14 protein-coding genes and 1 pseudogene are annotated in these 22,614 nt (G+C 39.3%); 9 read left to right on the top strand and 6 right to left on the bottom strand.

Features of this window, described 5'->3' with window-relative positions:
• Window positions 1–213: 213 nt before the first annotated feature.
• The 3 genes from CRN96_RS05450 (at window position 214) to CRN96_RS05440 (ending at window position 5,011) form a co-directional block, all read left to right on the top strand.
• Window positions 214–1,578 carry an aspartate aminotransferase family protein gene (locus CRN96_RS05450; protein WP_097039940.1) on the top strand — a complete coding sequence of 455 codons (1,365 nt, stop codon included), beginning with the start codon at window positions 214–216 and terminating at the stop codon, window positions 1,576–1,578.
• 98 nt (window positions 1,579–1,676) lie between these two features.
• Window positions 1,677–3,137: a CoA-acylating methylmalonate-semialdehyde dehydrogenase gene (locus CRN96_RS05445; RefSeq protein WP_097039938.1), complete on the top strand. Its 1,461-nt coding sequence runs from the start codon at window positions 1,677–1,679 to the stop codon at window positions 3,135–3,137.
• A 200-nt stretch (window positions 3,138–3,337) separates the two neighbouring features.
• Window positions 3,338–5,011, top strand: a complete 1,674-nt coding sequence (locus CRN96_RS05440; RefSeq protein ID WP_097039936.1) for a M20/M25/M40 family metallo-hydrolase — start codon at window positions 3,338–3,340, stop codon at window positions 5,009–5,011.
• Between the two features lie 134 nt (window positions 5,012–5,145).
• Here the strand turns inward: CRN96_RS05440 and CRN96_RS05435 are convergent, their stop codons facing one another.
• Window positions 5,146–5,841 carry a DUF1028 domain-containing protein gene (locus CRN96_RS05435; RefSeq protein WP_097039934.1) on the bottom strand — a complete coding sequence of 232 codons (696 nt, stop codon included), beginning with the start codon at window positions 5,839–5,841 and terminating at the stop codon, window positions 5,146–5,148.
• Between the two features lie 125 nt (window positions 5,842–5,966).
• Between CRN96_RS05435 and CRN96_RS05430 the strand changes: the two genes are divergently transcribed.
• Window positions 5,967–6,350: a metal ABC transporter solute-binding protein, Zn/Mn family gene (locus tag CRN96_RS05430; RefSeq protein ID WP_097039932.1), complete on the top strand. Its 384-nt coding sequence runs from the start codon at window positions 5,967–5,969 to the stop codon at window positions 6,348–6,350.
• A 147-nt stretch (window positions 6,351–6,497) separates the two neighbouring features.
• Here CRN96_RS05430 and CRN96_RS05425 read toward each other — a convergent pair whose 3' ends face one another.
• Entirely contained in the window at window positions 6,498–8,072 is a 1,575-nt protein-coding gene (locus CRN96_RS05425; protein WP_097039930.1) for a hypothetical protein, read from the bottom strand.
• 186 nt (window positions 8,073–8,258) lie between these two features.
• Between CRN96_RS05425 and CRN96_RS05420 the strand changes: the two genes are divergently transcribed.
• From CRN96_RS05420 to CRN96_RS05400, 5 genes are all read left to right on the top strand, one after another.
• Window positions 8,259–11,048, top strand: a complete 2,790-nt coding sequence (locus CRN96_RS05420; protein WP_097039928.1) for a type I restriction endonuclease subunit R — start codon at window positions 8,259–8,261, stop codon at window positions 11,046–11,048.
• Window positions 11,049–11,113: 65 nt separating this feature from the next.
• Window positions 11,114–12,667 carry a type I restriction-modification system subunit M gene (locus CRN96_RS05415; RefSeq protein WP_097040356.1) on the top strand — a complete coding sequence of 518 codons (1,554 nt, stop codon included), beginning with the start codon at window positions 11,114–11,116 and terminating at the stop codon, window positions 12,665–12,667.
• Entirely contained in the window at window positions 12,660–13,892 is a 1,233-nt protein-coding gene (locus CRN96_RS05410; RefSeq protein ID WP_179647119.1) for a restriction endonuclease subunit S, read from the top strand. The genes CRN96_RS05415 and CRN96_RS05410 overlap by 8 nt, the downstream gene beginning before the upstream one ends.
• Window positions 13,893–14,342: 450 nt before the next feature.
• Window positions 14,343–15,440, top strand: a complete 1,098-nt coding sequence (locus CRN96_RS05405) for a DUF4297 domain-containing protein (RefSeq protein ID WP_097039925.1) — start codon at window positions 14,343–14,345, stop codon at window positions 15,438–15,440.
• A gap of 45 nt (window positions 15,441–15,485) precedes the next feature.
• The gene (locus CRN96_RS05400) at window positions 15,486–17,171 is read left to right on the top strand and encodes an AAA family ATPase (RefSeq protein WP_097039923.1); all 1,686 of its coding nucleotides are present in this window, start codon (window positions 15,486–15,488) and stop codon (window positions 17,169–17,171) included.
• A 496-nt stretch (window positions 17,172–17,667) separates the two neighbouring features.
• On the opposite strand, the gene CRN96_RS05395 is transcribed toward CRN96_RS05400, so the two are convergent.
• The 4 genes and pseudogenes from CRN96_RS05395 to CRN96_RS13330 all read right to left on the bottom strand — a co-directional run bounded on the left by CRN96_RS05395 (window position 17,668) and on the right by CRN96_RS13330 (window position 22,356).
• Window positions 17,668–18,177 carry a cupin domain-containing protein gene (locus tag CRN96_RS05395; protein WP_097039921.1) on the bottom strand — a complete coding sequence of 170 codons (510 nt, stop codon included), beginning with the start codon at window positions 18,175–18,177 and terminating at the stop codon, window positions 17,668–17,670.
• Window positions 18,178–18,332: 155 nt separating this feature from the next.
• Window positions 18,333–18,713, bottom strand: a pseudogene (locus CRN96_RS05390) (ArsA family ATPase); the annotation flags it as partial.
• A 117-nt stretch (window positions 18,714–18,830) separates the two neighbouring features.
• Window positions 18,831–20,144 carry a 5-methylcytosine restriction system specificity protein McrC gene (locus CRN96_RS05385; protein WP_179647117.1) on the bottom strand — a complete coding sequence of 438 codons (1,314 nt, stop codon included), beginning with the start codon at window positions 20,142–20,144 and terminating at the stop codon, window positions 18,831–18,833.
• Window positions 20,134–22,356 carry an McrB family protein gene (locus CRN96_RS13330; RefSeq protein WP_245844556.1) on the bottom strand — a complete coding sequence of 741 codons (2,223 nt, stop codon included), beginning with the start codon at window positions 22,354–22,356 and terminating at the stop codon, window positions 20,134–20,136. Before CRN96_RS13330 ends, CRN96_RS05385 begins: the two co-directional genes overlap by 11 nt.
• Between the last annotated feature and the right edge of the window lie 258 nt (window positions 22,357–22,614).

The raw sequence follows: 22,614 nt of genomic DNA, 5'->3' as shown, positions 1-22,614 counted from the left end.
CCTCCGGATTGTAAAATCTAACTTATGATATTTTTACATTTCGTTAAAAGATAAATAATTCAAAATATTATAATATAATTATGAAAGAGAAATAAATCATTGTCAACAATCTAATTTTAAAAGCGAATTGTGTTATAGGAGGGTTGACTGGATGAGATTATAAAATAGACACTTCGTAAATATCCAATTCAATAAAATGAAGGGGGGATTCAAATGGAATCTCTGGAAATGAAAAAGACTCTCTCGCTCGAAGAAAGAAATCAAAAGGTAGTGTGGCCGCATATTTCACCATATCGGAAAAAAACCCCACCGATAGTCATTGAAAGTGGTGAAGGGTCTTGGATTGAGGATACGAATGGGAATCGTTATCTGGATGGAATGTCCGGTTTGTGGTGTGTGAATGTCGGTTATGGACGTGAAGAATTGGCGAAGGTCGCCTATGATCAAATGTTACAGATGGCATATACGCCCATGACACAGAGTCATTTACCGGCAATTGAATTGGCAGAAAAAATCAACGAGATGCTTGATGATGATTACATGATATTTTATTCGAATAGTGGCTCAGATGCGAATGAAGTTGCTTTTAAGATTGCACGTCAATATCATCAGCAGAACGGAGAGGTAAACCGTTATAAAGTGGTGTCACGTTATCGTGCGTACCATGGCAGTTCTATGGGCGCCCTGAGTGCCACGGGACAGGCATTGAGAAAATACAAGTATGAACCGCTCTCAACAGGATTTTTACATGTTGCGCCACCAGATAATTACAGAAAACCTGAAAATTTGACGATTGAACAATATAATCTTCAGAAAGCCAAGGAGTTGGAAGATGCAATCATATGGGAGCAAAAAGAAACGATTGCTGCAGTGATCATGGAACCTCTCATCACCGGAGGTGGTGTGTTGATTCCTGATTCGGCATATGTTCAGGAAGTTGAACGCATCTGTGAACGTCACGATGTCCTGCTTATTATAGACGAAGTCATATGTGGTTTTGGAAGAACCGGCAAAGCTTTCGGGCATCAACACTCTGGAATCAAGCCAGATATCATCACTATGGCCAAAGGCTTGACAAGTGCTTACTTGCCGCTTTCTATAACAGCTGTGCGTAAGGATATTTATGAAGCTTTTAAAAAGGAAGAAGAAAATTGCCATTTCCGTCATGTGAATACTTTCGGCGGCAATCCTGCTGCTTGTGCAGTCGCTTTGAAAAATATTGAAATCATGGAAAGAGAATCACTATTTGAGCGTTCTGCAAAGCTTGGCAAGCGACTGTTGGATGATTTGGAAGAATTGAAGAACCATCCTTATGTTGGGGATATCCGTGGATTGGGATTATTAGTAGGCATCGAAGTTGTGGAAGATAAAGAGACGAAAAAACCCGGTTCTGGAGAACGGGTCGGTAAATTAATTGCTGATTGTAAAGCACGGGGACTGATAATTGGAAGAAATGGAGAGACGGTAGCCGGACAAAATAACATTCTGGCGCTTTGTCCTCCATTGTCTTCGACTGACGAGGATATGGAATTCATTGCAGAGACCTTGAAAGAAGTGTTTCATGAAAACATTTCCTGACTGGAAGAAAGATTATAATCAGTCTGGCATGAGGAAAATGGAATAATCAAGCTGAAAGCGGTATTCAAATAAACATATATAAACTAGGAGGATTCAAATTGACACACACAACTTTAGAAGTGTTAAAAAACTATATAGGTGGTAAATGGGTTGAAGCAAAAACTGATAAATCGGAGCCAGTTATAAATCCTGCCAATGGAGAAGTCATTGCTCATGTCCCAGTTTCTTCTCAGGAAGATGTGGACTATGCAGTCGAAGTTGCGAATGAAGCATTTAGAACGTGGAAGGATATAGCAGTCCCGAGACGAGCACGCATTTTATTTAAATATCAGCAATTACTGGTGGAGAACTGGGAGGAACTTGCGAAAATCATCACGTTGGAAAACGGTAAAAATTTAACTGAAGCACGCGGGGAAGTCCAACGTGGCATTGAGAATGTGGAATTTGCAGCAGGTGCACCTTCTCTCATGATGGGTGAACAGTTGTCCTCGATTGCAACAGATCTTGAAGGTGCAGTTTATCACTATCCAATTGGTGTTGTTGGTGGTATCACACCATTCAACTTTCCGATGATGGTTCCTTGCTGGATGTTCCCGATGGCGATTGTAACAGGTAATACCTTCGTTTTGAAGCCGTCAGAGCGTACACCTTTATTAGCAAATCGCTTGGCTGAGTTATTGGAAGAAGCCGGGGTGCCTGAAGGTGTTTTCAACATCGTTCATGGAGCCCATGATGTAGTGAACGGTTTGCTGGACCATGAAAAGGTTGAAGCTATTTCATTTGTCGGCTCTCAGCCTGTAGCAGAATATGTTTACAAGCGCGGAACATCCAACTTAAAACGTGTACAAGCTCTGGCGGGTGCTAAAAACCATTCGATTGTCCTTGGTGATGCCAACCTTGATAATGCGACCACACAAATCATGAATGCTGCATTTGGTTCAGCCGGTGAACGTTGCATGGCGGCATCTGTAGTGGCCGTAGAGGATTCTATTGCAGATGATTTTATTGAATTATTAAATAAAAAGACCAACGAAATTAATATCGGTGATGGACAGGTGGATGGTAATTTCCTTGGACCGGTTATACGGGAAGGGCATAAAGAACGTACTTTGGAATATGTTGAAGCCGGGGAGAAAGAAGGTGCAACAATAATCCGGGATGGAAGGAATGATGAAGAAGTCAAGGAAGATGGTTATTTTGTAGGACCTACCATTTTCGATAATGTTACTTCTGAAATGAAAATCTGGCAGGATGAAATTTTTGCACCAGTGTTATCCATCGCAAGAGTGAAAGATTTGGACGAGGCAGTTGATTTAGCCAATAAATCAAAATTTGCAAACGGAGCATGTATTTTCACCAAAGACGGTGGCAATGTTCGCAGATTCAGGGAGACTATCGATTCAGGAATGCTCGGGGTCAATATCGGTGTACCGGCGCCAATGGCGATGTTCCCTTTCTCAGGCTGGAAAGACTCATTCTACGGAGATCTTCATGCAAATGGAAAAGATGGACTCAATTTCTATACGCGTAAAAAAGTCGTTACCACTAAATGGGTCTAAAAGATAAAAAGTTTGGCTAAAAAATAAGCGCAGCAAATGTTTGAATAGGTGCTGCGCTTATTTTTGTCTGTATTTTTTAGTATTAGATTTGAGCTGATTTTTATATTTGGTAAAGAGTTCACTGGTGCAGCGGGATGAGCCTATTGATATAATCATTTAAAAGGGTACAGGCAGTTTGATACATACAAGGAGGCATAATGATGAAAGAAGGAATAAAAACACTCGATTGCCGCGAGGAAATCCTCGCGATAACGAAGCGGCTCGTCGGCATACGGAGCGAGGTCAATACGGAAGGGGAGCGGGTGATTGCCGCTTCCATCCACGGAATGCTTGCATCACACCCGTACTTTGAGGCGAATCCGTCGCAGTTCGTCATGGCACCGACGGTCAATGATGAACGGAAGCGGTACAATGTCATGGCCTACGTCAAAGGAACAAAGGCGGAAAGCAACCGCACGGTGGTGCTGATGGGGCATATGGATACGGTCGGTGTCGAGGACTTCGGTGCACATCAGGAACTGGCATTCAGGCCGGGGGACTGGATGGCGCACCTGAAGGATGTGGAACTGACAGAGTCCGTGAAATCTCAGCTTGAGTCGGGCGACTGGCTGTTCGGCCGCGGCGTCCTGGATATGAAGAGCGGGGTGGCAAGCAACCTGCACCTGCTCACATATTATGCAGAGCATCCGGAAGAGCTTTCCGGCAACCTCGTCTTCATCGCCGAATGTGATGAGGAGGACAGCTCGCACGGCATACTGTCTGCTCTGAAGACGCTGAAGCGCTGGCAGGAGGAAGAAGGGTTTGAATATGCAGCCGCCATCAATGCGGATTTCGTCGCACCGGCCTACGAAGGGGATGAAAACCGCTACATCTATAAAGGCACGGTCGGAAAGCTTCTACCATCCTTCTTCATCACGGGCGAGGAGACGCACGTCGGTTCCGCCTTCGACGGGCTCGATCCGAACTTCATTGCGGCTGAACTCACGCGCCAGATCAGCTATAATCCCGAACTTTCCGATATGGCGCTCGGTGAGGCGACGATCCCGCCGGTCTCATTAAAGCAGACTGATCTGAAGCCGAATTATACCGTCCAGACCGCACTCTCGGCCTACGTCTACTACAACTTCTTCGTCCATTCATGGGCGCCTGAAAAAGTGCTGGAACTGTTGAAGGCACAGGCTGAGACCGCATTTCGCAATGCGCTTGATACTTTCCAGGAACGCCACCGGAAATACGGCGAACTGAGCGGCGGCGAGGAGCGTGAAATCCCGTGGAAACCGAGGGTATATACGTATGATGAAATGGATGCATTGCTCAAAGACGCACACGGGGAAGAATACGTAAATCATATGAAAGACTTCAAGGCAGAACTTGAACAGGACGAGAGTCTCGATTCCCGCATGCTCGCCGCACGCGTCGTCGAGGAGGCATGGCAGTTCATGCCCGATAAGAACCCTGCAATTATCGTCTTTTACTCATCACTTTATTCGCCGAGGGTCGCGCTGACGGGCGAGGAGGAGAAAGAGCGGAGGCTCCTGGATGCGCTGGATACGGCGATCGAGGAAATGCAGCCAGAGTATGATCATCCCATTGTCGCGAAGAACTTCTTCCCGCACATTTCAGATATGAGCTTCGTCGCGATGAGCGACGACATGTCGGAGATTGATGATATGATCCGGAACACACCGTCGTGGGGCAGGAAACTGTACGTCGAATATCAGGATGTCGCAGATCTGAACATCCCCGTCATCAACATCGGCCCGTACGGCATGGATGGCCACAAGCGCCTCGAGCGGATGGAGATGACCTATTCGCTGGAAGTGGTGCCGAATCTTACGAACAACGTCATCAGGCAGATGCTTGAAGCGGAATAAAACTCATACCGGCTTTGTTCTTTCAAATACCTCACAACGGAAAAAACGGTGAATGTCCTATTAAGGACACTCGCCGTTTTTTAATCGGGACACTGGAGCTGTTGACTGCCAGTATCGCTCTTCTTAATCTACATTTATTCTGCTTCGTATTCAGCCGGGTTGAACCGCCCGCCGGGATTTTCTTTCGTCGGCATCATCGGCATGAAAGGGAAGAGTTCTTCCTTTGCCACATCATACACACGTGAAAGTTCTGCTACAGGGTCCGCGTGTTCATCGACACGGAGATCGACGAGCGGGTATTCTTCTGTGTCGAAGACTTTGAGTGCCGCCGACTGTTTGCCGCGTTTATCACCACCGGCTGCCTGTCCGGCTTCCAATGCCTGCAAGAGGCGTTCTGCCAAATCAAGGTCGCTGTGGTTTTCAAAAGCGCTTTTCATATCGGTCAGGGTCTCTTCGTTGACCAGCATATTGCCGGCAACGACAAAGCCGTCCCCTTCGAAATGGTTATAATAACCGTCGGATTCATCACCTGAGAAAGCCGCTGTATTGCCGTGTTTATCAACAATCGCAAACTGCCTGTGTTCAAGGTTGATCTCCTCTGACATTATCTTCTCTTTCGTTTCTTTTGCAGACATACCCTCTGAAAGGTATTCCAACCCCCGGATACCTATGTATGGATTGACGAATGACTGGGTCGCGATGGCCCCTGTACCAGCCTTCACGAACGGGCAGAGCATGCCGACCGCCGGCAGTTTCGTCGAGACTGCCACGCCGAGCTGTCCCGTCCGGGCACAGCGTGCAGTGATTGAAAACGTATTGAACTTAACCATATTGATCATATCCCCTTTATTTATGATGTGATGCTTTCATGACTCAATTTTACTATATCAATGATGTATTGACATGTATGGTGGTCGAATGGTGATTAAAATAATGATGACAGCGAATCGATAAAATGGAAGCGCTCGACCAGGAGCTTGAGGACACTTTAAATGACGGTAGTGAAAAGCACATCATCGTACCCCATGCAGCATTCGGCTACTGGGATAAGTATGGCATTGAACAGATACCGATTACAGGCTATACAATGACTGACGAGCCCTCTCAAAGACAGCTTGCCGGCCTGATTGACACAGTGAGGGAATATGATCTGGAATATGTCCTCTATGAACAGAATAATACAAACAACATATCCGAAGTCATACAAAATGAGATCGGTGCCGAAGCAGAAATGATCCACAACATGGAGGTAAGGACTGAAGAAGACATCAATAATGATGCAGATTATATATCCTTGATGCAGTATAACCTTGATGTACTTGAAAAAGTGACTGAATAGTCAATTGAATATATGTTGGAAGAACTATTCAATAATTTTTATTTATTTAAGGAGATAGTGTGTAAGTAAATTTTAAAGTTCAAATGCAGATAACAAAAATAAAGCTGCAGAAGATTTTCTACAGCTTTATATATGTGGATTCAATTCTTATTTAACCAAAGAACTCTCATGTTCTCTCAAAAATTCTTCATACTTTATCAAAGATTTGATAGCGGCCGGAGCGTTCATGTGTGTATTAAAATAATATTCTATACCCTTTTTAGTGACATATTTATTTGCTTTAGGGAGCTTTTTACCATCAGGATTTTTATTTGTTTTACTGACTAATGTTTTATTGTCAGTTAAATCCATTGGTCTGATTTCGTATTCTTTCTCCAAGCTTTCTAATGAAGATATTAGGAGGTTTCGAATAGAGTCATTTTTATTTAAAGTATGTCTTTCAATAAAATCCAACTCTTTATCAGAGAAATTTCTTTTTGTTTTCTTCTTTGTATTGTCTTCCTCAATTTTTTCGTCATTTTTTTCATTCAACTGCCCATTTTCTTTGAGCACTGCTAAAATATATTTTTCTAAAAGTCGTTTAATATACCCTTTACTATGGTGAGCTTCGATAAAAATATTATCGGAGGGATAGATATGATAGTTTACAAAATCTTGCCCATTTTTATGTTTAGGAGTTGTATTCAAAAGATATCTGTTACTGGCATCTGAAGAAGACCACTTTTTTATTATTTCTAAGTCGGCTTTCTTTAATCTATCTAAAGTTGTTATAACTAATTCTGCTACTGGAAGTTCTGTTGATTCTTCATCGGTAGGAAACAAATCTTCAAAGTCCTCTAACTCTTGCTCATTCGTCTTTTTTACTTGTGAAATATCAGTGAATTCTTTCTCCTTGTACTTATCATCTTTTTTGTCAGTGTTAGGGTTGAGAATTCCATTAAAATAGATTTTGCTAATTTGATCTTCAACATCCTCAATAGTATCAGATATCTCCGGAACTACTAATTTTATAAAATCTCTGCCTTTCCTCTTTTCAATGGTTAATCTATTTATATAGAAAAGACTTTGTTGTAGTTTGAAAAGAATATGCTTATAAGAGTCGATAAGGGAGTCATTAACTATAATAAAATTATCTTCAGAATCTTTATTAGAATTACCTTCAGAATTTTCCTTGGAATTATCATTAGAAATGTCTTTATCCATACGGATTACATCTGATTTATTATAAGACATGACGTTTTCCAATAATATCATCATTGTAAAAATTGCCTCTTCAATGGTGTCTTTTTCATTGTCTTTTTGTTCACTTTTAGACACTTTTCTTCTTAAATATAATTTTTTATCATCTTTTCCTTCTCTAACCCCTGCACCCCTAAAGGCGTGATTATTATGTAAGAAGAAGTTTTTTTGGTCAATTTCAAAAGAAGGAAACTCTAAATTGACTTTGTTTCTAATACTTTTCAACTTTTCAATATTTTCAAGTCTTTCCTCGCTTGAAGTTCTGTAATTTGAATTTGTTGCTTTAAAGAGAAGAATAGTTTCATCCAAAGCATCATTATACTCGTTCATTGTTGCCTTACTATTTTCTATAAGAATGTTCTTCTCTTTTTGCATAATAGCGTTATAGTTTTCATCAGAACTTTTTTTGTTGGTAAGGTTTGTTGTAACTAATGCACTAATAACCCCTATGACACCAATTAAGATGCCTGATATAATCTCCATATTTTCACCTCGTATAAAGTTTTGTATATTAAAAATATTTAATATACTATTACTATAACCATAAATAGAAAATTAAGGAAGTATCGTAATAATGCTATTTAAAGAAGATTTTAGTCATTATTGTATTTTGAGATTTTGTAGTATACTGGAACCAACTTCCAATTTTATCGAATGGTGGGATGAGATATGAGCACCCAAAGTGAGCTGGCTCTGGAGAGTAAGGTGATGGACCAGCTGGAGAGGGTTGGATATGAAAGAGCGGCTATACATAACAATGAAAGTCTGGAGGAAAACTTCAGGCTTATATTAAATGAAAGACACGCAGATAAACTTGACGGTCAGCCGCTGACTGACAGTGAGTTCAAAAGGCTGATGATCCAGATCAACAATAAGAGTGTCTTCGACAGTGCCCGGATATTAAGGGATAAGTTTGTCTTGAAGCGGGATGATGAGACGGAGCTTTATCTGGAGTTCTTTGATTCGAAGAACTGGTGCAGAAATAAGTTTCAAGTCACCAATCAAATCAGCGTGGAAGATAAATATAAAGGCCGTTATGATGTGACCGTACTCATCAACGGTCTGCCTGTCATGCAGATAGAATTGAAGCGCCGCGGTGTGGCGATCAATGAAGCATTCAATCAGGTCGAACGTTACCGTAGGCACAACTTTACAGGGTTGTTCAGATATACCCAGTTATTTGTCTTGAGCAACTATAACGACACGAGATACTATGCCAACAATGATAAAGAAATATATAAGAGCCATATGTTCTACTGGACGGATGAAGAGAATAACCGTCTCACCAATGTTCACGAGTTCATAGACAGTTTCATGCTGCCGCATCATCTGGCGAAAATGATCGGCCGCTATATGGTGGTCGATGAAACGGATAAGAACTTGATCGTGCTCCGGCCGTATCAGATGTATGCGACAGAGGCGCTGATCAAGCGTGCGTTGGAAACGAACAACAACGGCTACATTTGGCACACGACCGGCAGCGGTAAAACTTTGACGTCCTTCAAGGCGAGCCAGCTGCTTGCCCAGGAGAAGGAGATAAAGAAAGTCATCTTCCTTGTGGACCGAAAAGATCTGGACACCCAGACGCAGAAAGAGTTCGATAAGTTCGAACCGGGTTCTGTGGACTATACAGATAATACAAAGCATCTATTAGAGCAGTTGGAAGATAAAAGCAAACCGATGATCATCACGACGATACAGAAGATGGCGAATGCCGTGAAGTCGAATGCTCCGGTGATGCACCAGTATAAAGAAGATAAAGTCATTTTCGTCATCGATGAATGTCACCGCTCACAGTTTGGTGATATGCACAGGATGATCCGCAGGCATTTCCAGAATTCCCAGTACTTCGGCTTCACTGGTACACCGAGATTTGACGATAATAAGAGCCAGGATGGAAGAAGTACCGCAGATATATTCGATAAGTGTCTGCATCATTATCTGATCAAGGATGCCATAAGGGATGGGAACGTACTGGGCTTCTCCATCGAGTACATCAATACCTTTAAAGATAAGGCAACCTCTTCTGGTGAAGAATATGTGAAAGCCATCGACACAAATGAAATATGGATGGCGGATGATAGAATCGATATGGTGGCAAGGCATATCCACAGTATTCATGACAACAAAACAAAAGACCGTCAGTATTCCAGTATATTTGCGACCCAGAGTATAGACACAGCAATGAAATACTATGATAAATTCAGGGAAATCAATCATGAAGCAGGCAGTAAGCCTCTCAACATCGCCACAATCTTCAGCTATCAAGCCAATGAAGATTTGAGGGAAGGCGATGTCAAGGAACATGCCAAAGACCGGCTTGCGAGAGTCATCGATGATTACAATGAAAACTATAATACGAACTTCTCGCTTGAAACCTACGACCAGTATTTTGATGATATATCCAAGCGGATGAAGAAGGGGATACCGGGTGAGAAAATTGATCTCCTGATTGTGGTCAATATGTTTTTGACCGGCTTTGACAGTAAAGTATTGAATACGTTATATGTAGATAAATACTTGAAACATCATGATCTGATCCAGGCATACTCCAGGACCAACAGGGTGGAAAAGCAGACTAAGCCATACGGTAATATTGTGAGCTACCGTGATCTGAAGAAAGAAACGGATGAAGCCATACGATTATTTTCCAATACTGAGGATACTGATGTAGTATTAAGCAAGTCCTTTGAAGAGTATCTTGAGGATTTCCAGGCAGGCATGAATGAGCTACATACTGTAGTAGCGACCCCTCAGGACGCCTACCACCTGGAAGACGAAGAAGAAATCAAAGCGTTTATCGTCTCCTACAGGCAAACGGCAAGGGCCTTGCTGAAACTTAAGACGTTCGAAGAATTCGACTTCACCAAAACACTCCTGGGCGTTTCAGAGCAGGGCTATGAGGATTATAGAAGCGCATATTTGGACTACTACGATAAGTATGTCCGACAAAAGGATAGTGAAAAGGTTTCGGTCATCAATGACATTGATTTTGAGATAGAAGTGATCAGAAATGACAAAGTGAATGTCAGCTATATTCTCAATTTGATTGGGAATATCGACCTGGAAAATAAGAAGAAACAGGCCGAGGAGCGTAAGCAGATCAAATTGATGCTTGAGCGTGCGGACGATGAAAATCTGCGTCTGAAGGCAGATTTGATTCAGGAGTTCCTGGATGAAGTCCTGCCTAAACTGGATAGGAACGCCAACATAGAGAAGGTCTACCTGGATTTTGAGGAAGATAAAAAACTGCAGGAATTCAAAAACTTTGCAGAGACTGAACAATACCCGGTGGAACAATTACGGAGTTTATATACAGAATATGACTACAGCGGTCTGCTGTACCGTAAGGATATAGAAAAAGGCGTCACCGGCGGGCTTTTGAAGAAGCGGAAGAAAGTGAATAAGGTTTACCAATTTGTAAAAAATGTATCACGTAAATTTGGATTGGTGGAATAGACTCAAGTGGTGCATAAGCATCACTTGTTGTCTTTTCTGTATTAATAGGAGGAACGATTTAAATGATGACAGTAACGGAGAAACAGCGCCAGCAGCAGTCTGAACTGCACAAGAGATTATGGTCTATAGCGAATGACCTCAGAGGGAATATGGATGCAAGTGAGTTCAGAAACTACATATTGGGACTTATCTTCTACAGGTTCTTATCGGAAAAGACGGAAGATGAAGTGAATAGCCTCTTGGAAGAAGATGGGATTTCATACAAAGAGGCCTGGGAAGACGAGGAATACAGGGAAGCCTTACAGGATGAACTGACGACACGCATCGGTTACATTGTGGAGCCAAAGTATTTGTTCAGCCGGATGATTGAGGAAATCGAGCAAGGTGAATTCGATATTGAGAAGCTGTCGGAGGCGATTTCTGCAGTGGAAGCATCTACACTCGGGGAAGCCAGTGAGGATGATTTCACTCATCTGTTCGATGATATGGACCTGACGTCATCAAGACTCGGAAATAACGTGTCCGCCAGAACTAAATTGATTTCCAAAGTAATGGTAAATCTATCGACATTGCCGTTTGTACATAGTGATTTGGAAATAGATATGCTCGGTGATGCCTATGAGTATATGATCGGCCAGTTCGCGGCAACGGCCGGAAAAAAGGCCGGTGAGTTCTATACGCCGCAGCAGGTATCGAAGATTCTGGCGGAAATAGTCACGACAGGTAAGGAAAACCTGAGGAATGTCTATGACCCGACCTGCGGGTCCGGTTCACTTCTGCTCCGTGTTGGGAAGCATGCGAATGTCAGACACTTTTACGGGCAGGAATACAACAGTACAACTTACAACCTGGCACGCATGAATATGCTGCTTCATGATGTGAACTATAAGGCGTTTACGATTGAAAACGGCGATACACTTGAGGAGCCGGCTTTCATGGACATGAAGTTTGAAGCGGTTGTTGCGAATCCACCGTACAGTGCGAAGTGGAGTGCTGATCCGTCATTTAATGATGACGAACGGTTCAGTGGTTACGGTAAGCTCGCACCTAAATCTAAAGCTGACTTTGCATTCGTCCAGCATATGGTGCATTACTTGGATGATAACGGCACTATGGCAGTTGTACTTCCTCACGGCGTACTTTTCAGAGGCGCAGGGGAAGGTACCATCCGAAAGTACTTGATTGAACAGAAAAACTATCTTGATGCAGTGATTGGACTGCCTGCGAATATCTTCTTTGGAACGAGTATTCCAACGACGATCTTAGTTTTCAAGAAATCAAGAGAAACAGATGATGTACTGTTTATTGATGCTTCAAGTTCATTCGAGAAGGGCAAAAATCAGAATCACCTGCGTGATGAAGACGTCGAGAAGGTCCTCGAAACATACCGCACCAGGGAGACTGTAGATAAATACAGCTATGCCGCAACACTCGAAGAAATAGAAGAGAACGACTATAACCTGAACATTCCGAGATATGTCGATACATTCGAAGAAGAAGAACCCGTAGATCTCGAGCAGGTCCAGAAGGACATCAAGGCAATCGATGCAGAAATCGAAACACTTGAAGCAGAAATCGATGGATATTTGAAAGAACTGGGTGTGTTGTATGATGAGTAAACAGAATGTACCTGAGTTGAGGTTCCCAGAGTTTAGTGGAGAGTGGGAAGAGAAGAAACTAGGAGAAATCAGTCAAAATGCTATGTATGGTATGAATACAGCTGCAACTGACTTCGATGGTGAAAACGTATATGTACGAATAACAGATATAGAAGAACAGTCAAGAAAATTGAATACGAAGGACTTTACTAGTCCTTCTGAAATAAACGATAGATACTTATTGAATGAAGAAGATATTCTTTTTGCTCGCACTGGAGCGAGTACTGGAAAGAGTTATTTACATCGTTCTTTAAATCAAAATTTAAAGTATTACTTTGCTGGCTTTCTTATTAAGTTTGAGTTGAAGGGGGGATTCAATCCTAACTTCATCTATCCTCAGACTTTGACTCAGAAATATGATAAATGGGTTAAGGTCATGTCCATGAGATCTGGGCAACCAGGAATCAATGGAAAAGAGTACAGTCTATTACCAATTCATACTACTTCAGAAGAAGAACAAGAAAAGATTGGCGAGTTCTTCAACAAGCTTGATCGACTGATTGAGTTGGAAGAGAAGAAGCTTGAATTATTGGAAGAACAGAAGAAGGGGTATATGCAAAAGATTTTCTCTCAAGAATTAAGGTTCAAAGATGAGAATGGTAATGACTATCCGGAGTGGGAAGAGAAAAAAATAGGTGAGATTGCTAGTTTCAGCAAAGGGAAAGACATATCCAAAAGTGATCTTACAAATGAGGGTGAACCTTGTGTGCTTTACGGAGAACTATATACAAGGTATAAGGATGTAATAAATGAGGTTCATAGTAAAACAAATTTGCCTGCACAATTTTTAAAAGTAGCTTATAAAAATAGTGTACTGATTCCGTCTTCAGGAGAAACACCAATTGATATTGCTAAGGCTACTGCTATTAATGTCAGGAGTGTTTTAGTAGGGGGGGATATAAACATTTTGAATCCAATAAATGGCTATTTAGGAACTTTTATTTCAATGATAATAAATGGAAGATATAAGAAGAGACTCTCTAAGTTTTCTCAAGGGAAGACCGTAGTTCACCTTTATAACAATGATATTAAAAAATTAAAAATTGACTTGCCTACTTATGAAGAACAAAAAAAGATAAGTTCATTTCTAGAAAAATTTAATAAATTAATTGAGATAAGAAACTCTAAGATTGAGCAAATGAAAAATAGAAAAAAAACATTACTTCAAAAAATGTATTTGAGTTAAAAAGTATTGGATGAATAAATGACAACTCACTTAGCCATGAGTCACAAATTTACAGTTATATAAAAAGAGGATGTGAATACAACTTAATTAATAGTAATTTACAAGATACTAAAAGGTACTACTCAAGAATTTTAAAAGATATACTATTTTGCAAAATAAAAATATTTTTATCGGTTATAGGCGCTTTGAAAGTAAGAAAATCAATAAGTGAAATATTTTAAAACTTCTAATCGATATAATATTACATTTATGAAAATTTGAAAATCTTAAGTACTTACAATATTTATTGAGAAAACAATAATTTTATTTATTGCGTAGTAAGGTTCTTTAACAAGCTCTCCTGCTTGAGTATTTTAGTATTCTTATATAGTAATAAATATTGTTAAAAATCTACTTTATAGTTACAATTAAGAAAGAATTATTTTATAATTTAAAATTATCAGATTTAATATGAGTGGGATTGATTATATGGATAAAATAAAAGATTCATTTGTTAAGCCTAGAGATGTTAGTGGTCCTCGCTCTTCAAACAGATTTGATTATCAAAAAGATTGGGCTATTTTAAAAATGATGGAAATGTACGAAATCGAAGAAGATTTCTTATTAATTATGGACTATTATGATGATGTGGTTATTTATGACTCAGCTACAGATCCTGAAAACATTTCTTTTTTTCAAATAAAAACAAGTTCAAAAAATTGGACTTTGAAATCTTTAACCAACAGAAAAGAAGGAAAAAAGGGCCCGTCTTTATCAATTCTAGGGAAAATGTATGAATGCAAGATGCAGTTCCCGGAACACACCTTATCTCTTAATTTCATTTCAAATTATACTTATAATTTGAAGTTATTAAATGGTGGACGGAGCATTGAAAAGAAAAGAATTTGTCTTTCTGAATTAGAACAAGATTCAATTTCAGAAATTATTCATAAAGTTATGGAGGAGCATCAATTAGAAGATGACCCTGACTTTATTGAGTTAACATTTTTTGAGGTTTCAGATCTATTAATAAATAATCGTGAAACTTACTTAAAGGGAAAAATTTCTGAGTTCATTGAAAAACAGAATCCTGACATTAAATATAAGGTTAGTGTAATATATGATGCCCTATTTAGTGAAGTGAAGGTAAAGAATAACTATGAAAATGATATTTCGTCTTTCGAAGAATTAGCAAAACGTAAAGGGATTAGCCGAGAGCAATTTAAAGAACATATCCAAGTATTCTCTTTAGATGATGAAGATCAAAAACTATGGGAATTTATTAGCGACTCTCTGATAAAAGAAAAGATACCTTTTTCAGATCGTCTTAAAATAAAGCAAGAATGGGATAAATTCAGAATTGACAAGATGAATTATGCTAATTTGAAATTGAAAGAAATTATTGATGAAATATCAAAAATGGTACAACCATATAAAGGAAAACAAATCATCAGTCTTCAAGAGGATTTACTGAAACCTGTCTTTAATGATTATATTTCGAGAAACACTCGATCCTTTTACAATGAATTTTATATCAAAGTCATAATCTTAATGGAGTTTAGCAAATGAACGAAAATTTTAGAAGATTAATTCGGAATTTGAGGTTAAATAACTATGAAAAAAATGATTATAAAGGAAATAAATCTAATATCATTCCAAGAAGAAAGAGCAAAGAAGATAATATTTCATCCAAATATAACAGTGATAAGTGGAGATAATCACACTGGAAAGTCATCCTTACTAAAAAGTATTTATTGGACTTTTGGAGCTGATCCTAAAGATCTACATCCTAAATGGAAGGATGCAAATGTTATTTCTCTAGTTAAATTTTCTCTTGAAAAAAAGACCTATTCTATTCTAAGAAAAGAGAAATTTTTTGCTGTTTTTGATGAAGAACTGAATATTATAGATACTTTTGATAATATAACAAATGGTATAGGGCCTTTTATAGCGGAATTATTTAACTACAGGTTAATCCTTAATAATAGACAAGGTGAATCCCAAACTCCACCTCCTGCTTACTTTTTTTTGCCCTTTTACATCGACCAAGATATAAGCTGGACCAGTAATTGGGCATCCTTTAATAACTTAAGCCAATTTAGTAGTTGGAAGAATGATGTAATAAATTATCATACTGGTATTAAACCAAATGAGTACTATGAACTAAATGCAGCCATAAGAAATATTAAAAGAGATATATCTGTTTTAAAAAATACAAAGAAAATTTCTAGTGATTTTACTACTAAAGTTAGTGAACAAATACAGGATGAAATTGTGGCTGTTGATACAGTTCAATTTAAAAAAGAAATTGATGAATTATTATGGCATTACGATGAATTAAATAGAAAGGGCTCTAAACTCAAGCAAGGAATTTTAGAGTTAGAAAATCACAAAATACATATAGAGCAACAAATCAATGTAGTGAAGAGCACTCTCGCTGAATTAGAAGATGATTTTGAATTTGCAATGGAACAAACCGATTCAGTAGAATGTCCGACATGTGGGAATATATATGAGAATTCATTTGCAGAACGTTTTTTTATCGCTAAGGACGAAGATACATGTCAAGACTTACTACTTGAATTGAACTTTAATTACAAAAAGACGGTAAAAGATATTCAAAATGAATATGAAATTTACGATATGAATAATCTTGAACAAGAAAAAATAGAGGAAATACTTTCAAAAAAACAAGGAGCAGTCAAGTTTAAGGATATAATCCTAAATGAAGGTAAACGAGAAATGAATCTTCTTATGAAAAATGAAATAAGTTTATTAAATAACGAAATCGTCAATAACGAAGAAAGAATAGACTCTCTAAAAGAAGAGATCCAAATATTTGAAGACAAAAAAAGGCAAAAAAAAATCAAGACAAAATACTATAAATTAATGCAAAATAATTTAAAGGAGCTTAGGGTATTAACGATGAATGAGAAATCCTATAAATCAATTTACGCAAAAATTTCTGAAACAGGAAGTGGTAAACCGAGGGCTTTACTCGCATACTACTTTAGCATACTCGAAGTAATGAGTGAGTATTCCACTTCGGTTTTTTGCCCTATAGTTATTGACTCACCAAATCAACAAGACCAAGAAAAAGCAAATTTAGATAAAATGTTAGAATTTATTATAGAAAAGAAACCGGAAAATTCTCAACTGATTTTGGGTCTTGTGGAAATGGATGATATAAATTTTGAAGGAAAGACTATTGTCTTGGAAGAGAAGCATAGTTTACTCGAAAAGAGAGATTACACTGAAGTTTCTTTAAAGATAAAAAAACTCTTAGCGAAATGTGTTTAAAATTAACCTGAACTTCTATGCCCATTAATATTATAGAGTTTATTATAATTAAATTGAATCTCTTTGATTATACAATATTTGATGGGTTATTGCGAAAGAGAATCTTGCTTTTTAGTAAGTAATATAATGCTCGTAGACAATCTTTATTTATTTACGAATTAATGTAGATAAATATCATTTATTTTACTTAGCTGAGCTATTATTCTATTTAGTAGAATTTATGGTAATAAGGATAATTAAAGTATGAAGTTGAAAGACGATTAGAAGAATTGCGACTGTTAGATAACTTTGAACAGAAGCTAGCTATCGTCTTTTCTTTATAACTAGTAAATGCATGGTATTTTAAATGGCGAGGTAGTTCATCTTTAATAATTTTTCCAAGCAACTAAGTGGCTTGATTAACTGCTTGTCATTAGTTGTTGGTTAAGTTGCTTATTATAGCTTCTACTTTGACCTAAAACTTATATTCTAAGGGCTTATCCCCTTTCTGTGTGACTCAACTTTGCCAGTAATCGAACAGCGAACCATCTTGACCATACACAGGATCGAACTCAGGCATCGGAACCTGCTTTATATTCTCCACCTTCTCAGGGCGCTCTCCCGGTTCTCCATAGCACATATCAAAACTGACACCTCCGGGGTAGGCACCGTAATTAGCATAATCGTCACTTTCCTCTATCTTCTTATGTCCATAGCCGGCTGGGAGGATGATGACATCACCTTTTTCCGCTTCTACCACCTCACCCTGCTCACCGCCAAGTTGCAGTGCGGCATGTCCTTGTTTGACCGCCAGCACCTCATGGGTGTTGCTGTGGTAGTGGTGGAAAGGGTGGACGGAACCGATCCACTCCCCGGACCAGTTATTGGAGTTGAGGATGGCGGTAATATTATCTCCACCTTCAAACACACCCTTATAGATCAGCAGGGGGAAGTCGGGGTGGTTGGGTATCTTGCTGTCATCTTCGACCTTTATTGGAATGATTTCAATATCTTCAGCACGTTTCATCTTCATCCCTCCATATAGTGATTATTATACTTTTACCGCTTCTGACTGAAACTAACCATTACATCAAAAGTCCATAAAAAAGAAGCAGATTGCTCTGCTCCAATAGATTCAACATATGGGAGTCTCCACAGTGGTGGAGGCTCCCTTTATTTTCCTCAGTCCATCTCATAATACGCACTGAACCGGTCGAGCTCCTCAATGGTCGTGATGTCATGGGGGAGCAGGGGCACGCGGATGAGGTTCTGATCCCTGAAGGTATCTTCAATCTCCTTCAGATACCGCTGTTCATGTTCCCGCCTCTGAGCGAGGAAGGTGCCATCGGCTTCATCAGGCAATACTTTATTGATGATGAGCGTCTTTACATGCAGGTGATACTTGTCGAGGAGGCCCACGGCCTTCTTGGTTTCAAGTATCGGCAGCCTTTCCGGGTTCAGGACGAATATGAATCCCGTCTTGTCGGACTCAAGCATAATCTCCCGTGCCCGGGAGAAGCGGTTCTGCCGGGTGAGGAGGACGTCGTAAATCGGGTCTTCAATTGAATGTCGTCGGATTCCATCGTGTGAATAGGTGGGTTTATTTATGCCGAATAGTGAGTATCGTAAACCGCGTTTTTTGTGAATTTATCAGATGCAGGTACAAAGATCACTAAAAGATTACCTCATAATATTCTTTAGTTTTGCTTCTTCATGAAGTATAACTTCTTCAAACGTGTCAAAGTCGCTTTCCTGGCTTGGGATGCCGAGACCATATTTAATCACATTAACATTCGGATCTCTTGCACTTGTTTCTTCAACACCACTTAATAGCGTTAATGTCTTTTCACCTTTTTTATTCAATCTTTTCTGCAAAGGATAGATAAAGTATCCTTCAGCGGCTTCAAAGCGGTGTAAGTAGGCAACCAACTGCAAATAATCACGACCCCGTATATTATTAATCGGTTTATACTTGGCATCTGCAATTTTCCGATTGATACCGCTTCTACTTATAAAATCAGGGTAGATTAATCCATTAGCATCATTGAATAAGTAATGTCGACCAATGCCTTTGGTATTCTTTGGGTGTATATAGTGGTCTCCAATCAGGGTGTTGATATATTCCTCGAACAACCAGGCGCCATCAAAGAGGATTCCAAATACTTCATTGTTTGAATCCTTTTTAAAATAATTGGATTCTGCCCTCAAGATCGCAATACATAATCTCTGTAATGCCTGATATTCAAAAAAGTACCCATGCCTGACCGGCTTACGAATATTTTGGTGAATTATCTTTGCTGCATGAATGGAGTTAAATTCCAACGAATTTTCTTCTATGATATGAACATTTTCTTTTGTAACATCATTCATGTAGAGCACTTTCCGCAGATCTTTTCTTCTCTTTATATACTCCATCGTATACCTGATCAAATGAATGACATGATTTTCATAACTGAATTCACGGGTATTATAAGCCACTTTGCCGAGAAAAGGGACATTCTCTTTCAATTGTCTTTTGAAGTCAATGACGCCTTTCACGTTTGCTTCATTATGATGACGTACTTTATATTCCTTATACAGCCCTTTTTTCATGGCATTATTCAGGAACTTAGGGAAGAGGGGAATCAACAGCTCCAGAAAGTCACTCTGGTGCTCCATATTCACTTCAGTGTTGATCACGTTCATATTCAACACTTTTTTCAACAAGTAATAGAAGAAATAGTCATTGCCTTCATCAAACCTTGAACCTATAAACAATCTTTCATTTTTATAACCGATCACACCCATGACATTTGTTGTCCTGATTTCATCAATATTCGCCATCATCACAAAATGTGAAGCATCCAGATCGTCGACCTCACTCACTTTGGGCGGAAACAAAAATAAGTTCGAGCTCTCCAAATCCTCAATATTTTTATTTGCGATTTTATTAAGAAAATCCTCACTGATGGTCACATCACAGGTCCTGGTTACTGTATTATCTTTAGTTTTCATAGTCATTCTCCGAAAGCATCCCATCATAAGCAGCTTTCAAGCTTGAGAGTATACTCATTTCATCGAAGAACCCACGGACATATTCTTCTAATAGTGGTTCCAGATAATCCTGCCATAATAATTCGTAGTCATTATTGATATCATTCAATTTCAGGAAGTAACTCGGACCAATATGGTAATGACTGTTCAGTCCTTCGACTTCTAATATCGCATTATTCAATCTGAGCAGACGGCTCACAGCTTCTTCATGATCATCGACTTTATCTTCGAGCATACCGAGCTGGCTCTCGGCAGTCACTTCTATAAATCTGAATCGGCGACGCATCGCAAAGTCAAAGCTTTCAACACTGCGGTCTATATCATTCATAGTGCCGATGATATATACATTCTCCGGTATATAAAGGAATTTATTTTCATCATCGAAAGAAGAGTATTGGGTCCTGACTGCACCGCTTTTTCCCCGGTAGCCGGGATCGATGGCGAAGAACAATTCACCAAAAATCTTGGAAATCTCGCCACGATTGATTTCGTCGATGATGAAGACGAACTTATCTCCTGAACTTTGTCTGGAGATTGCTTTTGAGATGAATTCCTTAAAAATACCGGGTATAATCTCATAGCGCATTTCACAGGTATCTTCATCAATGGTAGGTCTGAAGCCTTCTACAAAGTCTGTATAGTCATAGCTTGGATGGAATTGAATGAATTCGATATTACTTCTATGATTTTCATCCAACTCATCAAAAGATTTGGTTCTTCCACCACTGGCAACTTCAACAGCAATATTTCTTGCAAGGTATGTTTTTCCTGTGCCCGGCGCACCTCTCAAAATGATATTTTTTGAAGAGATGAGTTTACGGGCATATTCGGAGAGGTCTGCATCTTCTAAACTTGGCGAGGGAATATTTTCTGCTTCGTTTATATCTTTATCATTTTTTTGAGTTGAATACCATGCATGGAAAGATAATTCAGGGAAAGTGCTGTATTTGGAACGGCTGCTTTTCAACGACGCACGAGCAGCTTCAATAATAGAGATATATTCTTCGCCGGAAGGCATTTTAGCAATGTATCCATATTTTCTTACGAATTCAGATGACATATTTTCTTCACTTGCGATAAAAGCTCTATTCTTGGCATCAAGGTTGATGAATGCTTCGGGCCGGATCCAATAAAGTCCCATAGTCAGGTTCCATTTCATCCCTTTTTGTCGAATAACAGTGTCAAAATCTTCGACGAACTGCCCTTTGCTTTCTTCTGAATAACTCTCCTCATAATCCAGTGCAGAGTTGAAAACCGCCCATAAGTTGTCTATATCATGTTCATCTCTGTCACCCTTAAAATAATAGAATGTTGCGGCCATATTGTTCACTACAGGGATGCCATCAAAAGATTCTGGAACCTCTGCATCAATGGAAAACTCTTCTTTCAATCCCTGGATAATTCTAATCCTGTTTTTATCTGTAATCCCTTTATTAAACAGGGCAAAAATGGTGAATGGGTCAATATCGACGATATTTCCTTCCCTTTCGAGTGTCGGCAGTTTCATATTGATGGCTTTATAGGTCTCTATTACTTTCTCAATCAGTGCATCTCTGTCATTAAAGTAGGGACGCAGTTTATCGGCAAACTCCTGGTAAAAATGTACCCATGCAAACTGGTTCTCAGACTCTTGCTCCTGCTGTAACAATTCAAACTCATTGAACTGTTCGTCAGTGTAGAATTGATTTTTCCAGTAGTCATCCTTCAGAAAAATACTGTAGTCCTGTTCTACATCATTTAATGTGAAGTCAATCAGATGTCCACTTAATTCACTTTTGTAATCCAGCATCCATATCGCAACCCTTGAAGTATAGAAATACCATTCCTTCATAGTTGTTCGATAGTCCCCGAACCAATCGACCTTAATTGTATGGCCGTCCTCAAGGTTTTCTTTTATAATTCCCACCGCTTTAATCCTCATTACAGAGGCAGTCTTATTGTTCGGGTTGAAAAACGGGAGATTATTTTTTCGGGTATAAGATGCTTTAAGAATAATATAGTCACCTTCACGCATTTGATCATAATAGGTTCGCATGGACTGGTAGTGGTCGTCATCTTCATTTCCTTCCCATCCAAGCCGCCATTCATTGTTTTCCACAAACTCATTGGTATAATCTTTTCCATCGATAGTACTCCCTACGAAGAAAAAGTTTTTATCTTTATAGTTGCTCATTGGAATATTCCTCCTCTATACTACATTGCCGTTAATTTTATGATATCACATCAAAATTATCCCGGAATTATTTTAAGAGAAGGCTACGGTATGAGGCATATGGCGGGAGAAGTGCATTAAACGCTCCACTCGTAATACGCAGTCAATTTTCTCTTTTACTTCATGATTCATTGTCAGTCGTTCCTACGCAGTAGCAGCACATGATTATTGAAAATAATTCAGGGTAGAGAATAGGGAGCCGGGGTTTCCGGTTTCTTA

Origin of the sequence: Salinicoccus kekensis (assembly GCF_900220995.1) — a bacterium.
Taxonomy (GTDB): domain Bacteria; phylum Bacillota; class Bacilli; order Staphylococcales; family Salinicoccaceae; genus Lacicoccus; species Lacicoccus kekensis.
Note: the sequence above shows the minus strand (reverse complement) of the source record. Positions and strands in the feature narration are given on the sequence as shown.

Bases quoted from the DNA above. Each gene is read 5' to 3' on its own strand.
- CRN96_RS05450 (WP_097039940.1), top strand. From the start codon at position 214: ATGGAATCTCTGGAAATGAAAAAGACTCTCTCGCTCGAAGAAAGAAAT.
- CRN96_RS05440 (WP_097039936.1), top strand. From the start codon at position 3,338: ATGAAAGAAGGAATAAAAACACTCGATTGCCGCGAGGAAATCCTCGCG.
- CRN96_RS05435 (WP_097039934.1), bottom strand. From the start codon at position 5,841: ATGGTTAAGTTCAATACGTTTTCAATCACTGCACGCTGTGCCCGGACG.
- CRN96_RS05430 (WP_097039932.1), top strand. From the start codon at position 5,967: ATGGAAGCGCTCGACCAGGAGCTTGAGGACACTTTAAATGACGGTAGT.
- CRN96_RS05425 (WP_097039930.1), bottom strand. From the start codon at position 8,072: ATGGAGATTATATCAGGCATCTTAATTGGTGTCATAGGGGTTATTAGT.
- CRN96_RS05420 (WP_097039928.1), top strand. From the start codon at position 8,259: ATGAGCACCCAAAGTGAGCTGGCTCTGGAGAGTAAGGTGATGGACCAG.
- CRN96_RS05415 (WP_097040356.1), top strand. From the start codon at position 11,114: ATGACAGTAACGGAGAAACAGCGCCAGCAGCAGTCTGAACTGCACAAG.
- CRN96_RS05410 (WP_179647119.1), top strand. From the start codon at position 12,660: ATGAGTAAACAGAATGTACCTGAGTTGAGGTTCCCAGAGTTTAGTGGA.
- CRN96_RS05405 (WP_097039925.1), top strand. From the start codon at position 14,343: ATGAGTGGGATTGATTATATGGATAAAATAAAAGATTCATTTGTTAAG.
- CRN96_RS05400 (WP_097039923.1), top strand. From the start codon at position 15,486: ATGAAAAAAATGATTATAAAGGAAATAAATCTAATATCATTCCAAGAA.
- CRN96_RS05395 (WP_097039921.1), bottom strand. From the start codon at position 18,177: ATGAAACGTGCTGAAGATATTGAAATCATTCCAATAAAGGTCGAAGAT.
- CRN96_RS05385 (WP_179647117.1), bottom strand. From the start codon at position 20,144: ATGAAAACTAAAGATAATACAGTAACCAGGACCTGTGATGTGACCATC.
- CRN96_RS13330 (WP_245844556.1), bottom strand. From the start codon at position 22,356: ATGAGCAACTATAAAGATAAAAACTTTTTCTTCGTAGGGAGTACTATC.